The sequence below is a fragment of the Bacillus sp. OV166 genome (assembly GCF_900177675.1).
In the GTDB taxonomy this organism is placed as follows: domain Bacteria; phylum Bacillota; class Bacilli; order Bacillales; family Cytobacillaceae; genus Neobacillus.
Map to the genome: position 1 here is coordinate 3,793,315 of NZ_FXWM01000001.1, position 16,353 is coordinate 3,809,667.

The following is a 16,353-nucleotide window of genomic DNA, read 5'->3' on the forward strand; positions in this document are numbered from 1 at the left end:
TCCTTTATTTTCATGCAGTAAATGCTGACCTCCAAACGAAGTCCATTCATTCTTGGATTTTATTCCCGTTTGCATGTCAATATGACTTATAAGTATTGATTAATATGCAAAAAAGCCCCTTAGATGTAAGGAGCTTAATCAGTGAAGATATATAATTTTTTTAAGCTGTAAATTATCTTACGCTGCTTTTCATCATTGGTTGAACCACTAATGGTTCCGAATATGTGCGTTCATTTTTCTTATAAGAGTGCCAATATGCGAGTGCGATAAAGACAGATCCGCCAACCGCATTGCCTAGAAAGACAGGGATAAAATTTTCAATATATCCTAGCCAAGTAAAATGGCCGGCAAATATCGCTGCAGGAATCACAAACATATTCGCTACAACGTGTTGGAATCCGATTGCGACAAATGCCATTGTTGGAAACCAAATACCTGCAATTTTTCCGACCATATCGTTTGCTCCATAACAAAGCCACACTGCCGCTGCCACCAGCCAATTACAGCCAATCCCCGAAACGAAGGCTTGGAGAAAGGTTGCTTCTAATTTATGGTCAGCAATACTAATCGTTCTTTCCAAGAAGGGGCCTGATTCGGTAAGTCCAACCAGATGTCCAAAAAAGTATGCTACAAAAATGGCCCCGATAAAGTTACTGACCGTAACAAGAAACCAATTATAAACAACCTGTCTAGTGCTAATCTTATTCGCCATTCGAGCTAGAGGCACAGCCATCATATTTCCTGTTAATAGCTCACCACCTGCAAGCAAGGTGAGGATAAGGCCGATTGGGAAGACAGTCGCACCAATCAAACTGCTTAACCCCTCTAAATTTCCTGTTAAAGTTGCTGTGACACGGATGAAAAGTAAATAACCTAAAGCAATGAATGCACCTGCTTCAAAACCTAATATCAGGGTCTGTAAAGGAGGGTATTTTGATTTTTTTACTCCATTTTCAACGGTAATTTCAATGATTGTTTCGGGTTTACTATATCCCATATGATATACTCCTTTTTAAATGAACCATTTAGTATGTGAAATATTTAACATACTTCTATTTTATAACAAATTCTTTTAAAATCCTGTGAATATTTCTTTAACTATTTTAGAGCGCTTACATTTACCTTTGTAATCTTGCTTTTATATTCAAAATATCTTACCTCCCTTTCTTAATAAAGGTATACTGATTCTGAGGTGATATGGTGAAGAGTGTAAAAACACCACAGGAGTTACGGACGGAGACGAATGGTCTAACAGAAGAAAGATGGCAGGCAATTATCAAAAATGTTCCGTCCTATGATGATAAACCAATATGTTAGTCGGTATCCCTCACCCAGCCCATTTTGCTACACTTTTTAAAAAAATAACCAGCCATACTTCATCAGAGTATCGTCAAATGATCCGAAAGGAATAAAGAATGGAGGTTTATACAATGGAAAAGAAAATTTATTGGAGTTTGTTTATATATGGTCCATGGAAAATGTATCTCGCAGCAACGGTAGATGGACTTTGTTATGTAGGTTCCGATCATAAGGACTTAGAAGAACTGGTGACTTGGGTCCAAAAAAAACTCCCTCATCACCTTTTGGAACGTGATGATAGTAAATTACAACCTTTTGTAGACGAATTCACCGAATATTTTCAAGGAAAGCGCACGTCTTTTACCTTTCCAATCGATTTTCACGGGACTCCCTTTCAACAATCTGTTTGGAACGTATTAAATGAAATTCCCTATGGATGCACACATACTTACTCAGAAATCGCGGAACTCCTGCAGAAACCTAAATCGGTACGTGCCGTTGCCGCTGCAATTGGAGCAAACCCGATATTAATTACTGTTCCTTGTCATCGTGTGATTGGTAAGAACGGGAAGTTAACTGGTTTTCGCGGCGGTTTAGATATGAAGGAAAAACTGTTAGATTTGGAAAAAGAACCCTCCAGTTTGAAAGGTGTAATCACACATGCTAAATAAACCAAAAAGGCAGAGAGAAAGTCTCTGCCCTTTTTATTTTATATATTTACTTGAAACATAACCTGTTGCTTTACCAAATTTGATTTTTTTCCATGAACCTTTTGTTGAGACAATGGTTACTGATTGATTTTTCTTTAAAGTACTAATTACCTTGCTTTTGGTTGATGTTGTTGCACGTACATTAAGACGTGATACAGTTACTTTTCCCATTTTTGGTTTGACCACTTTTTTTACAACGAAAGTAGTTGTCACGCTCGAACGATTTTTACTTGTGTCTGTCGCTGCCATCACTACAGAGTATTTCCCATTTCCAAGGGAGGCAGTGCTGTATCCTAGGTTGATTGTACCTGCTTTTGTTATAACGTCCTTTTTCAAGTAGCTAAGGGTTTTACCAGTACTATTTTTTATATAGACGGTTACATATAGAAATAAAAAAACTCACCAAATTAGGTGAGAAAAAATTAGCGTGTAAAATTAATAATTAATCCATTTAGCTCCCATTTTAGTGGAAATTTGATACCATCCATCTCCACGGTCAGCCAAGACCTTTACTTTTTGTGGAGTAATCTGCCCGTATGTCTTAGACGATATGGATGGTTTACTATACAATTTTTCTTGACTTTTTACTTGTAGATATTTCAATGGTTTTGGATTAATATATACCCATTTAGCTCCTAAGGAGGTATGAATCATGTACCATCCCTTCCCGCTATTCTTCATAACCTTTGCAGTTTGCGGTGTAAGCGCACCGCTATTTTTCAATAAAAGACTTGGCTGGTCATATAAATTAACATCGTATGTAATCTTTATATTTGATAAGATCGGCATAAAAGGAAGTATAAAGAGATTTTTATTTCCACTTTTTATCCATCCAAAACCTTTTCCATATTTAATTTTGTACCAATCACCAGACTTTGCAGAAATTTCAACTCTATCCTTTAAAATGACCTTACCTATTTTAGGTGAATCATTATATGGGAAGTTTCTCACATCGAGACTAGGATTGATAGTTATCATACCTTTTACTAAATATGTAGTTTGTACACCTGGAGGTACCACGTCATTGACTTTCGGCGGACTGGCATTAATCAATTCATGATGAACGCCATCCCTGCTAGTACTAATAAATTTAAGGCCAACTTGCTTTGCTAGCTTTAAAAGTGAAGAATTTACATAGTGTAATCCATTTAAAGGCTTTCCTTTATTGTCAAAAACAATGGCATCAAATGCTATCCCCTTCGTATGAGGCGCTTTGGCAGTGGGCTTAGCAACTAAAGGCCCCAACCCATGTTTGGTCTTTTCAGACCTTTTACATGTTGACGCAACGCCAGTAACAATTTCATAAAAGTGATTTTGATATTGATATGGTCGATAGGCGGAATTGTATTGAATCTTCCAGCCTTTTGCTTTCAGGAGTTTTTCATAATTAATTTTCGCTTTTAGTAGATTTGGGTGAATATTTTCCCATATGACCATTTCCCCCTTCTCCATTCTTAATGCGACTGGATCAGTTAATGGTGTTACCCCCTTACATGTACTTGCTTGCACCTTTTCTCCTGGAAAAATCAATGGGAAAAATAATCCTAACACAATGATATAAAAAGTAATTTTAGCAATAAACCTCATTTTTCCTCCTCGTATGTGATTTTCTGATAAAATATAACTCTATTATTATATCAAAAATTACAAAATAATCTATAATTTTACAAGGGAAAGATATCCATTCGTGTTTTGTCGTATTTTATGAAAAAACTTAGTTTTATCAGTAACATAATCTATTAAAAAACGACAAACGCTAATTGAACACTGAGTTCGTGAGAAATAAGTTTTCCGACAAATATCTACATATCTCGAGTTGAATCAGCAAACACATTCAAAATATGTTATAATAGAAATAACCTACTGATTTTTCAGTGAGTAACACTAAGGGGAGTAGCTCCTAATCGACTCAAATAGCCATAAGTTTCTTAAAAACTGACTCATTGGAAAATCAACTTAATGACTCGGAAACAGAATTTAAAATATAGAAAGGGTGTTTATATGGAAAATTTTATTGAAACGGTTTATTTCTTAGAAAATCCTGAAAAGAATATTATTAAATTTGCAACTGGCACCCAGCTGCGCTATGAGGACGTAATAAAAGAGGTTTTTGGCGTAGCCTGTATCAATGATTTGCATATGATGATCCAATATAACAAGAGTTTTCAGACCAGCATTTGTAACAGTCATGGCATTAGTGAAAAGAAGATAACTCTTGATAAAATCCTTCGTGTCGCTTCAAAACTGGACATGCTTCGTCTAAAAAAAGAATTGATGGACCAAAAGAATAACATCCTTTATGAAACACCTGCAGATGGTGATTTAGCCATTACTTGCCCTTTTGATGCCACCATAAAACTTCAAGAAGGTATTTTCCAATGGGATGACAGCAATTTTTCATATAATGCAGTGAAAACTGGTGCCTAATACCTTTGTTGTTACTAAAATAACTAACAAAGGCTAGGTGCCTTTTTTTTGTTCCGGGAGATTTGGTCCAAAAAAATCCGATGTTCTAAGGCAACTGCATATCAAAAATAAGTGGTTCCATTGTTTACGCACTTTTTTAGCAGAATTTAAACCCATACAAAAACCCCCCATCTGCTTAAAATGGGAGGTTGAAGGATTGCAGTTAGTTATCATTGGAATTTAGGTCATTAACGACGCTTTTTCTTATCCGCCTTAGTCATTCTTCCTAATAGAAATGCCCCTGCTGCTACACCAATCACTGTGTTCGTTTTTTTATTAAAAACTTGTTTAGCGACAAGATTTAAGTTTTGTGGTCTTTCAGCTAGCCTTCTCATAAAATACCCATACCAGTCATTGCCGAAAGGAACATAGGTACAAAAATTGTATCCTTCACTGGCAAGTTGCAGCTGCATATCTTTCCTAAACCCATAAAGCATTTGAAATTCGAATTTCTCATTCGGAATATCGTGCTTCTTAACAAATTCTTTCACATGATTAATAATTCGATGATCATGTGTGGCAATCGAAGTGAATTTGCCATTTAATAGATGCCATTCGGTAATCTTGATAAAGTTTGCATCAATATCCTTCTTATCTTGATAGGCAATTTCTGCTGACTCTTTGTAGGCACCTTTAACAAGACGAATCCGGAAATTTTTATATCTTTCAAGGTATTCTTGTGCGTTGTGGAAATAGGACTGAATGACTGTACCTACATTAGCATACTCCAACGACAGTTCGTCCAATAAATTAAATGTTGGCTCCAGATGTTTGAAGTCCTCCATATCAATATTGACAAAAATATCGTATCGATGGGCTTTATCAACGATTTCTCTTAAATTATTTAAGCAAAATTCATAATCTATATCTAAACCTATTTGAGTCGGTTTTAAGGAGATATGTGCATTCACTTTATTCTCATGGATCGCGTCGATTACGTTAAGTATTTGTTCTTTTGCCTCAGTGGCCTCTTCTTCTTTAAAAACGAATTCACCTAAGTTATCGACAGTACATGAAATTCCATGTGCATTCAGATCTTTAATACTTTGGATCACTTCAGGAATATTTGTACCAGCTACGACAGTTTGTGCACCTAATTTTAAGCCGTATTTTTTAGCTGTACTATTCAGAAATTGATTTTGTGATAAGCCCATAAAAATGTCTTTCAACATAGCGATTACCCCTTGCTGTTGTTTTTACCATCATTATAGCATACGCTTTCAATAAAATTTATTTTGCGAATTTTCCAACATAAATTGCCTGAAACCGCTTAATAATTGGTTTTATTTCAATAGTTTCTTTCGAACAGAATCAAGGTGTAGGAACATGTGATGAAATGCTTCAAACGGATCCCTTTTTACCAATGCCTCGTAAATAGCAATGTGTTCTTTGAGTGTTCGCTCACGCTCACGATATATAATTTCGCTATCGATTTTTTTAAAAGTGATAATTAATGAATCGATCATACCTTCGACAATTGGATTATCTGCACTTAAGGCAATGGTTTGATGAAATTCCTTATCCGCTTCGACATAGTTATTGTCTTTGCTGTTGGCGATAATATCTATCGTCTCTTTTAATTTCGTAAGCTGTTCCTCATTGATTTTCTCTGCCGCAATCGTAACTAATCCTAGTTCTAATGCCATCCGTGCCTCGATGATTGCTGGCAAATTATCATGGGCCAGAGCTAACATGACTGAAAATGGATGACTGCCAATTTTATTGTTAAAAAAAGTTCCTTCACGGGTTTTACGTGTTATTACACCAAGTGTATCGAGTGAACTTAAAGCCTCACGTAACACTGGCCGGCTGACATCTAGAACTTCCATTAGTTCCATTTCAGTCGGCAATTTATCACCTGGTTTCAATTGTCCACTAATTAATAAGTTAATAATACTTTCAACAACCTGCTTCGATAAGGTATTTCGATTAACGGATTCTACAATTATTTTTTTCGGAGAACCAACCATCATTTCGCCCCTTGAATTTTTTGTCTTTATTTGTAAGACTAATAATATTATACCTATATTATGCAACAATTTATATGAAAAATAGCTGTCGAAAACTCGACAGCTACTTTTTTCGGATAAATATTATATTTTTAATACCCGGCAAATATTTTCTGCTGCGAAAGCAAGATTAGCTTCACCTGATTCTAGTGCTTCATTTAAAGAAGTAACACCCATTAAAATTCCAATAATTGCAGTGAATCCATGATCAAATAATGGCTCGACACCCGTTCCAATTCTACCTGCAAATGCAATGACTGGAATAGAATATTTCTGTGCGATGGTAGCAACCCCAAACGGTGTCTTCCCAAATAAAGTTTGGCCATCAATACTGCCCTCGCCAGTAAAAACATAGTCTGCACCCTTAACTCTTTCCTCAAGTCCAGTATACTCGATTACAAGTTCGACGCCCTTTTTTAAATGAGCATTTAGAAATGCCATTAACCCTGCACCTAGACCACCAGCGGCTCCTGCACCTTCCGTATATGCGATATCCTTTCCGAGGTCTTGCTTAATTAAGTCAGCGTATAGAGCTAAATTTTGATCAAGAAGTTGGACTATTTCAGGTGTTGCACCCTTTTGTGGGCCAAAGATTGCGGATGCACCGTTTTCTCCAATTAGTGGATTCGTGACATCACAGGCTACATCAATTTTGACTTGGTTAATTCGGTCATCTAATCCACTCAAATCAATGGAATGTAATTGACCCAACGCACCGCCGCCAAAGACAAGTTCTTCACCGTTCTTATCCTTAAATGAAACTCCAAGAGCTTGAAGCATTCCAACGCCGCCGTCATTGGTTGCACTTCCGCCAATTCCTATAAGGATACGGGTTACACCCTTGTCTAGGGCAGATTTTAATTAACTGACCGGTACCGTAGGTTGTTGTGATTAATGGATTGCGATCCTGTGGTTGGATTAATTCTAATCCACTCGCTGTAGCCATTTCAATAACAGCAGTTTGCCCTTCCCCTAAAAGACCAAATTCCGCAAATCTTTTCTCTCCTAATGGTCCTAGAACTTCAGTTTTGATAATTTCTCCATTAGTCATACTAACAAGAGACTCAACTGTTCCTTCCCCACCGTCCGCCATTGGCACGATTACGCATTCCGCATCAGGGAAAACCTTTAGGATTCCTTTCTCCATAGCAAGGGCAGCATTTTTCGCTGTCATACTTTCCTTAAATGAATCAGGCGCTAACACAAACTTCATAGTAATCTGTCCTTTACGATTAAAGTAAAAACTATTAAATAAATAGTACCTAAACACCTATTTAAATCCTAAGAATTTAATGGGTGTTTAGCTTTGTCCCGACCAAAAACTGTATATGAAAAGATAAGGGTGACTTTACATACAGCCACCCTAATAACTTTATCTAACTAAACAAGGACGTTTGTTATCGAATTTCCAGTCTGGAATTAAGAATTGCATTCTGACTGCATCATCACGAGAGCCTAGTCCCATGTTGTTATACATTTCATGTGCTTTCATAATTTGATCCATATCCACTTCAACGCCTAGACCTGGTTTGTTAGGACCTGTAATGTCACCGTCAACAATTTGGAATGGCTCCTTTGTTAACCGTTCTGTCCCTTCCTGCCAAATCCAGTGAGTATCAATTGCAGTAATCTCGCCAGGATCTGCAGCGGCAACATGTGTAAACATAGCAAATGAGATATCGAAATGATTGTTTGAGTGGGAGCCGCTCGAATTTACTACTCAATTCTTATCAATTCTACCAAAATAGATAAAATTTAAGAATTGTCACACCTGAGTAAAAAACTTTTCTCCAAATCAAGACTGTGAATCAATGTGAGCCTTGTTGGCAGAACAACACCTTTTCAAGTGCAAATTGCACTATCTGCTCTCGAATGGGAAAGCAATGTCATCATAAGTATAGTTAGTACCATCGTGCCGTGAGCACTCCTAACTAGCCTGAGCGTGGCCATTATATCTTGTTTTCTATCCAATAAATAGACTGTCCGTAAACTACTTTGCCCTTATGGGTAAAGTTTTTTAGTTTGTGTTTGTATTTTTGAACATCTAACGAGAAACCCACTTTCTTTCCAATATTCACACTGGCATTACTGTCTCTCATCATTTCTGTTCCACAAATCATACAATCGAAACGACGAATAGACGGGTCTTTTTTCTCTTGGTGGCCACAAACGCAACAGTCTTTTGTGGTATTTCGTTCGTTCGCTAGAAGATAGTACTTTCCTAGTTTTGCCGCTACCCATTCTACAATTGTACGGAACTCACCCATTTTTTCTTGGTTTAACATGCTTCTTTTCATTTGATCAAAAGGAGCCGTTCCATTTGTAGGTGTAAATCACCCACAATAAACTGAGTGCTACAATTAACCAAGCAAGAATAATTAGCGAAATATCCCTGGCGGCTGTTAAATCTTTTATAAAATCAGCAATACCACAATCAACTAAAAAATTTATTGATTCCTCTCTTCACTGGATATGTCTTTTACAAAATAAAGTATTCTACCACTGAATAAGCAATAAAGGGATAGTAAAACAGCCTTCACATTAATGATGTGAAGGCCGCTTCTTGATAATTACTTATCCTATAACGGAAAGAAAGGCGATTCCAATAAAGGTAATTATTCTGTAGGTTTCTAATGGTGTCCGGCACCAAATCAGCTCTTATCATACCCATCACGTGAACGGTATTGCTGTGGTGCCCTTGTTGGATAACGTGCTGGAAAACTAAACATATGAACTAGCTGTGTAAACGGTATGGATGCAAATAAAAAGAATGACAAAATGACATGGACCTTAAAGAGGGTTGGTATCCCTAACATGAGCTCAGAAAGCGGCTGGAAAGTGAATAAACTCCTAAACCACGGACCAATAGTTAATCGATACTCATAGGCTACCACTGTATAACTATAAATGAGTGTCATATAGGTTCCAAGGGCTGCAATAATGAGTAACAGAACAATCGTGAAATAATCTCCAAAGGTCGTATGTACGCGTACCTTTGGAAACGACAACTTTCGAATGATCATCACCACCAAGCCAATGACAACCATTAGTCCTGCGACCCCACCGCCTGCAATTGCACCAATATGATACAGATGTTCACCAACGCCAAGTGCTTCATAGACCCCAATTGGAATCAAGACGCCCATTACATGTCCAATAAAGGCAAAAATAATCCCATAATGGAACAGGACGGAACCGAATCGCAGCCACTTTTTTTCAAAAATTTCTGTTGACGGGGCATACCAGCTTTTCCCTCGAAAAATAAAGCGATAAAATGTCCCAACGATGAGAATGGCACCGCAAATATAAGGAAAAATGGTCCACCAAAAAATTAATTCCATCTCGAACCTCCTTAGTAAACAAGCTTAAAAGGTAACAGCGTTAGCAAGAAAAAGATGCGGATATCAATTTGTCAGTCACCCAAAACAAACAAATTCTTACCCCATCCCTTCTTCTACCGATACATTACAGGGTAGGGAAGTTCATCCAAATCAGCTTCCTCACGTTCATTTTCCAATAAAGCAATTTCCTCCTTTTCTGGTGCTGTAAAGACAAACATCATCAAAAGGTCAATGGCTTTGTGATAGGGATTGCTGCTAGGAAGATTGTTTAAAAGCCTATGGATTGCATAGGACAAACGACGCCTAAGTCTAATAAAATTCTCTTCCTCTGGTGCCACTGCCAAGAGCTCTAATAGCATCGGGATATAATCAGCCAATTCCTTCCCTTCGTATTCAAAGCCACCTTCACAGATGCGCTTCTGTAATTTAATCAAGGCGGCGCCACGCTTTCGACTGTCACCCAGCTCATGTGCGGTTAAATAAAGACTCGTTTTTTCCTTATAATCAAATGTTTCCACATAAAGTTCTTGGAGTTTCTTTTGCCCCATTTCAAATAATGGGTCAATCCCATCCAAAATTTCCTTCCGATGCGTTTTTATATGAATCTGTTCATTGACGAATTTTTCAATTATCGGGCGCTCGTCAAAAAAATCATCATTTGGATATTCCAAAATCCGGGACAGGATGACTAACAGGGCGGAGGATTCATTCGTCATTGACTTTCACTTCTTTCATATGGATATGTCGTCATTCCTTCAGCTGGTGCTATATCTTCAATGCTGCAGGACCCTTGCTTATAATGTAAATCATCATCCATTTCACGACGTCCCGTTGGAATAACAAATCGCTCATTATATTTCGCAACCGCAAGTAACCGAGCCATCTCTTCCAGTTCCTCTGGTGAGGTTTTCGCTTCTTCCAAAAGCTTGCTGACCTTCAGCTTATCGGCCCCACCCACCGTTTTTTCACGCATATGAACGCGCATCGCTGCCATTTTTAATAGGACCCTGCGGATTACATCTGTATCGTCTGCCGCTAACAATGACGCTAAGTACTCCATTGGAATTCTCATTTGATCAACCGCTGGTATATAGCCATCCACACTTAACTCATTTTCATTGGTAATATGATTCATGATAGGGCTAAGCGGCGGTACATACCAAACCATCGGTAATGTCCGATACTCTGGATGTAACGGCAAGGCGATTTTCCACTTCATCGCCATTTTATAGATAGGCGATTGCTGTGCACTTTCAATCCAGCTATGATTGATTCCCTGTTTTTCTGCTTCCTCAATCACCTTGGGGTCAAACGGATCTAAAAAGACTGAAAGCTGTGCTTCATACAATTCCTTTGGATCCTCAACAGAGGCTGCCTCCTTTACCCTATCTGCATCATATAACACAACGCCAATGTAGCGAATACGTCCAACACAGGTTTCTGAACAAATCGTTGGAAGTCCTGCCTCCGTCCTTGGATAACAGAAATTACATTTCTCCGCTTTATGGGTATTCCAATTGTAATACACCTTATGATAGGGACAGCCATTCTGGCAGAAACGCCAGCCCCGGCAGGCATCCTGGTCCACAAGCACAATTCCATCTTCATCCCTTTTATATAAAGCACCGGTAGGACACGAGGCCACACAAGATGGATTAAGACAATGCTCACAAATTCTTGGCAAGTACATCATGAATGTCTTTTCATATTCCATCGCAATATGTTCCTGAATCTTTTGTACATTCGGATCCATGGGAACCACTGCACTGCCGCCTGCCAGATCATCATCCCAGTTGGGACCCCATTCAGGCTTATCTATATACTTACCCGTGATCATTGACTTTGGTCGTGCAACCGGTAAATTTTCTTTCTTCGGGCTTTTATGCAAATGTTGAAAATCATAGGTCCATGGCTCATAAAAATCGTCCATTTCGGCCATATTGGGATTATAAAAAATATTAGCCAGCTTCGAGACAGGTCCCCCTGCTCTTAAATGTAATTTTCCATTTCGCATGACCCAGCCGCCCTTGTAACGGTCGGTATTTTCCCATTCCTTGGGATAACCGGGTCCCGGACGTGTCTCCACATTGTTATACCAGACATATTCCATCCCTGGGCGGTTTGTCCAAACATTTTTACATGTAACAGAACAAGTATGACAGCCAATACATTTATCCAGGTGCATGACCATTGCCACTTGTGCTTTAATTTTCAAGCCAATCGACCTCCTTTAATGGTCGGACAATCGTTAAAGTGTCCCTCTGGCTTCCTGTTGGTCCATAATAATTAAATCCGTAGCTCAGTTGTGAATACCCGCCAATCATATGGGTGGCTTTCGGATAAATTCGCGTGACACTGTTATGTGTACCGCCGCGCGTTTTATTAATCGTATTACCTGGCACTCCCATCGTTCGGTCCTGGGCGTGGTGCATATAAACAGCCCCGCGCGGCATTCGGTACGTGAGAACGGCCCTTGCCACAACGACACCATTACGGTTATAGAGCTCAATCCAATCATTATCCTTTATGCCAATTTCGGCCCCATCCTGTTCATTCATCCAGACGACCTGCCAGCCACGGAACAACTGAATCATATTGGTTGTATCCGTAAACATGGTATGAATGCCCCACTTTTGATGGGGGGTCATATAACGAAGCGTAATCGATTTTCCACTATCTTCAAATTCTTTTTCACCCTTTATAAACGGTCCCTTCGAGATTGGTGGGATGTATAGGGGAAGACCCTCACCATAATCTAGCATTACCTCATGATCCAGATAGAAGCTTTGACGTCCCGTCAGTGTATGCCATGGAATATGGTATTCCTTATTCACCGTAAAGGGCGAATAGCGACGGTTATCATTCTCAAGGCCGCTCCAAACAGGAGTCGATATCGCCTGACGCGGTTGGATCGTTAATGCATCGAGCGTATAATCCTCTTCTTCGCGCCCTTCCGAAATATGAGCAAGTTTCTTACCCGTTTTTTTCTCCATCGATTTCCAGCCTTCTACCGCACGTTTCCCGTTTGTAGCACCAGACATAAGGAGGATAGCATTTATCGCCTTTTTATCAGAATATAAATCAGGATAACCCTTTCCTATCCCTTCATGCTTGGACGGTCCGAGCCGACTGAGTAATTCCTTATAAACCTTATCGCCTGGAATCCGAACACCCTTTGTTCCGTAGCCGTTCTTAATATTTGGCCCGACCGTGATCCACATATCATAGACATGAGGATAATCCCGTTTCAAAATCGTGAAGTTAGGCATGGTTTTACCTGGAATTGCCTCCACTTCACCCTTCCGCCAGTCTTTGACTTTTCCAAATGGCTGGGCAATTTCATTAATCGTGTCGTGGGTAAGCGGTGACATGATCAGGTCTTCTTGGGCCGGAAGATGCTCCTTAGCAAGCTCTGAAAAAACCTTTGCTATTTCTCTGAAGGCATCCCAATCGCTCCGTGTATCCCATGGCGGGTTAATCGCTGCATTAAATGGATGCACGAATGGATGCAGATCCGTGCTGCTGATATCATGTTTTTCATACCAAGTCGCAGCAGGCAAAATAATATCAGAGAAAAGTCCTGAGCTTGTCATCCGGAAATCCATACTCACGAAAAGGTCAGTTTTCCCTTCCGGCGGCTTTTCAGAAATATTCACATCTTTTGGCTGCCAGGAGTTTTCAACATCCGATAGGACCGAATCCGTGGAACCTATTAAATGCTTGACAAAGTATTCATGACCCTTCCCACTGTCGCCGAGTAGATTCGATCGCCAGTTAAAAAAAACACGCGGAAAATTACGCGGGTCATTAGGATTTTCTATCGCAAAATCAAGCTTACCTTCTTTTAGCTGCTTGGCCACATCTTCAATGAGAGCATGATCGTTAAGCGTCCGTGACCGTGCCTCTTTCATGACCTCTAATGAATTTTGCGAAAGCTGTGGAAAGCTTGGCAGCCAGCCAAGACGTGCAGACATGGCATTAAAATCAGCAGGATGCATTTTGGCATATTGACTTCCCCAGTCAGTTTGTGAATCATCAATATCATATTCATAGCGGAATTGTTCCGTTGCAAAGTAAAAGAAGGAAGTGCCGTTCATGAAGCGTGGTGATTTGACCCAATCATTCGCAAACGCAATCTGTGAAAATCCTTCTAAGGGGCGGACCTTTTCCTGGCCAACATAATGGGCCCAGCCGCCGCCATTTACCCCTTGCGAACCCGTTAATAAAACCAGATTCAAAATCGACCGGTAAATTTGATCACTATGGAACCAATGGTTTGTGCCGCCGCCCATCGCAATCATAGATTTCCCTTGTGTCCGGGCAGCATTGTCAGCAAATTCTCTTGCCACCTGGATTACATGTGCCTTATTCACACCCGTAATACTTTCCTGCCACGCAGGTGTATAAGGCCTATTTGCGTCATTATAATCCGCTGGATAATCACCTGGAAGACCCCTGTTGATTCCGGTATGAGCAAGCATCAAATCATAGACGGTCGTAACAATTAGTTCGTTTCCAGATTGGTCTTTAATACGCTTAACCGGAACACCACGTTCGCTTTTCCCGCCTTCTTTTTCAGCAAAATAAGGGAATTCAACCATTGCTACATCATCTTTTTCATTTAATAAGCTAAGCAGAGGATTAATCTTTGAACCATCTTCCTCTGTCAAATCTAAATTCCACTTATTCCCTTCATCCCATCTAAACCCTTGACTGCCGTTAGGTATCGCAAAATTCTTAAGATTTTCATCCCAAACAACAGTTTTCCAATCCCCTAATTTATCTTCCTGGTCTGAAATATCGGATGCTCGTAAAAACCGATCGGAACGATAGCTGCCATTCTTTTTAGTTAACGTGACAAGGTAGGGTAAGTCAGTATATTGTTTTGCATATCCGCTAAAATAGGGTGTTTCTTTATCCACATAAAATTCCTTTAAAATGACATGCGTCATTGCCATCGCAAGGGCCCCATCAGTACCAGCTTTTGCCGGCAGCCACATATCTGCGAACTTATCATATTCCGCATAATCAGGACTTACACCGACTACTTTCGTACCGTTATAACGAGATTCAACCATAAAGTGGGCATCTGGCGTTCTTGTTTGTGGGATATTCGTTCCCCAAATGATGAAATACTTTGAATTATACCAATCTCCACTTTCAGGAACGTCCGTTTGATCCCCCCATACCTGAGGGGAAGCAGGAGGAAGATCGGCATACCAATCGTAAAAACTTAGAATAGTCCCACCAATTAACGATAAGAATCTAGTTCCACCAGAATAACTAACCATTGACATCGCAGGAATGGGACTAAATCCAACAATTCGGTCTGGTCCATATTTTTTGATCGTATAAATGCTCGATGCGGCAATCATTAGACAAACGTCTTTCCACGTTCCCCTAACAAAACCGCCTTTTCCACGAGCCTGCACATATTGTTCGCGTTTTTTTTGGTGGGTCACAATATTTTCCCAGGCTTCAACAGGGTTACTTGCCCGAGTAAGTTCGTCTTGCCATAATGCATACAAATCCCCGCGTACGTACGGGTATTTCACTCGAGTAGGACTATATGTATACCAGGAAAAGCTGGCTCCACGCGGACAGCCTCTCGGTTCATATTCTGGAAAATCATCACCTGTTGACGGATAATCCGTTTGCTGGGTTTCCCATGCGATAATGCCATCCTTCACATGAATTTTACAGCTGCAGGAACCAGTACAGTTAACCCCATGTGTTGAACGTACAATTTTATCATGCTGCCAGCGACGTCGGTAGACCTCTTCCCAATCCCGAGGACGGGGATTCTCTTCTGTCCACCCGTCATTTATTCGTTCCCCGCGCACTAAATGTTTAAGAGAATGGAACAGGTTATTTTTTTTAGACTGCATCTACGTCACCCCTTCCTTTCAGCATCTCTCCTAATGGGTTAAATTCTTCGCCCAAAATTTTAAATGAGTTTTCCCCACTCTGAAACTCCTCCAAAAAGACATTCCAACTTGCCGCATTTGCTGCTGCAATAATAAGCCTTTGAAAGGTATTCATGTCGTCTATTTCATAGATTTTTTGAATAATTTCTCCAGATATTTCTCCAAAGCGCATCCTGAGTACTGCAATTAAATCCTCCCGATCATTGACAAGCAATGGATCTGTTTCAAATGAAAACAATGGTCTATTCAGCTCCTTCTATAATTTAATCATTTTATAGTAATCTGAAATTAACAGTGATTTACATTTCTCTGCCGTTTCTTCAAAAAAAAGAACCACATCTTTATCAGGGTTCTTCGCCTGGTCAAAGCTTACCTGTGTTGTAACAGACTGTGAAAAAGATTGAGAAAACCGTAAGGTGACATCAAATCCATTTTCGTTTTTTATCACAGTCCCATGGATATCGTAAGGGTGGATATGATAACTTGAAAATATGTCGGCCATTTGTTGATATAATGCTGGTGCGGCAAAACGTAATAACTTTTCATCTAGCGCCGGATTATTACTCATTTTCACCCTCATTTCCTTTATTACCCAAATTTT

At 39.6% G+C, this 16,353-nt stretch carries 14 protein-coding genes and 2 pseudogenes; 2 read left to right on the forward strand and 14 right to left on the reverse strand.

All coding sequences use genetic code 11. From position 1 onward, the window contains the following. Window positions 1-172: 172 nt before the first annotated feature. Window positions 173-997, reverse strand: a complete 825-nt coding sequence (locus CCK98_RS18415; RefSeq protein ID WP_088087897.1) for a formate/nitrite transporter family protein — start codon at window positions 995-997, stop codon at window positions 173-175. A 433-nt stretch (window positions 998-1,430) separates the two neighbouring features. Between CCK98_RS18415 and CCK98_RS18420 the strand changes: the two genes are divergently transcribed. Further along, complete coding sequence (locus CCK98_RS18420; protein WP_256942396.1) at window positions 1,431-1,970, forward strand: methylated-DNA--[protein]-cysteine S-methyltransferase; 540 nt, start codon at window positions 1,431-1,433, stop codon at window positions 1,968-1,970. Between the two features lie 33 nt (window positions 1,971-2,003). Here CCK98_RS18420 and CCK98_RS18425 read toward each other — a convergent pair whose 3' ends face one another. Then, a complete protein-coding gene (locus CCK98_RS18425) occupies window positions 2,004-2,345 on the reverse strand; it encodes an SH3 domain-containing protein (protein WP_088087899.1) in 342 nt (113 codons plus the stop codon). Between the two features lie 99 nt (window positions 2,346-2,444). Beyond that, entirely contained in the window at window positions 2,445-3,596 is a 1,152-nt protein-coding gene (locus tag CCK98_RS18430) for an SH3 domain-containing protein (RefSeq protein ID WP_088087900.1), read from the reverse strand. Window positions 3,597-4,010: 414 nt separating this feature from the next. Here CCK98_RS18430 and CCK98_RS18435 point away from each other — a divergent pair, with 414 nt between their 5' ends. Beyond that, window positions 4,011-4,436 carry a hypothetical protein gene (locus tag CCK98_RS18435; protein ID WP_088087901.1) on the forward strand — a complete coding sequence of 142 codons (426 nt, stop codon included), beginning with the start codon at window positions 4,011-4,013 and terminating at the stop codon, window positions 4,434-4,436. A 227-nt stretch (window positions 4,437-4,663) separates the two neighbouring features. Here the strand turns inward: CCK98_RS18435 and CCK98_RS18440 are convergent, their stop codons facing one another. The 11 genes and pseudogenes from CCK98_RS18440 to CCK98_RS18490 form a co-directional block, all read right to left on the reverse strand. Continuing rightward, complete coding sequence (locus CCK98_RS18440; protein WP_088087902.1) at window positions 4,664-5,647, reverse strand: proline dehydrogenase family protein; 984 nt, start codon at window positions 5,645-5,647, stop codon at window positions 4,664-4,666. 111 nt (window positions 5,648-5,758) lie between these two features. Further along, complete coding sequence (locus tag CCK98_RS18445; protein WP_088087903.1) at window positions 5,759-6,445, reverse strand: FadR/GntR family transcriptional regulator; 687 nt, start codon at window positions 6,443-6,445, stop codon at window positions 5,759-5,761. Between the two features lie 123 nt (window positions 6,446-6,568). Then, window positions 6,569-7,697: pseudogene (locus CCK98_RS18450) on the reverse strand (glycerate kinase). A 159-nt stretch (window positions 7,698-7,856) separates the two neighbouring features. Continuing rightward, window positions 7,857-8,189, reverse strand: a pseudogene (locus CCK98_RS18455) (enolase C-terminal domain-like protein); the annotation flags it as partial. Window positions 8,190-8,433: 244 nt separating this feature from the next. Continuing rightward, complete coding sequence (locus tag CCK98_RS18460) at window positions 8,434-8,769, reverse strand: zinc ribbon domain-containing protein (protein WP_179195854.1); 336 nt, start codon at window positions 8,767-8,769, stop codon at window positions 8,434-8,436. 366 nt (window positions 8,770-9,135) lie between these two features. Further along, a complete protein-coding gene (narI, locus tag CCK98_RS18465; protein ID WP_088087906.1) occupies window positions 9,136-9,825 on the reverse strand; it encodes a respiratory nitrate reductase subunit gamma in 690 nt (229 codons plus the stop codon). 113 nt (window positions 9,826-9,938) lie between these two features. After that, window positions 9,939-10,541 (reverse strand): nitrate reductase molybdenum cofactor assembly chaperone, encoded by a 603-nt coding sequence (gene narJ / locus CCK98_RS18470; protein WP_088087907.1) that lies wholly within the window; start codon window positions 10,539-10,541, stop codon window positions 9,939-9,941. Then, entirely contained in the window at window positions 10,538-12,040 is a 1,503-nt protein-coding gene (gene narH, locus CCK98_RS18475; RefSeq protein WP_088087908.1) for a nitrate reductase subunit beta, read from the reverse strand. Before narH ends, narJ begins: the two co-directional genes overlap by 4 nt. Then, entirely contained in the window at window positions 12,030-15,713 is a 3,684-nt protein-coding gene (locus CCK98_RS18480) for a nitrate reductase subunit alpha (RefSeq protein ID WP_088087909.1), read from the reverse strand. The genes narH and CCK98_RS18480 overlap by 11 nt, the downstream gene beginning before the upstream one ends. Then, a complete protein-coding gene (locus tag CCK98_RS18485; RefSeq protein WP_088087910.1) occupies window positions 15,703-15,990 on the reverse strand; it encodes a hypothetical protein in 288 nt (95 codons plus the stop codon). The genes CCK98_RS18480 and CCK98_RS18485 overlap by 11 nt, the downstream gene beginning before the upstream one ends. 18 nt (window positions 15,991-16,008) lie before the next feature. After that, entirely contained in the window at window positions 16,009-16,320 is a 312-nt protein-coding gene (locus tag CCK98_RS18490; RefSeq protein WP_088087911.1) for a hypothetical protein, read from the reverse strand. Window positions 16,321-16,353: the final 33 nt, after the last annotated feature.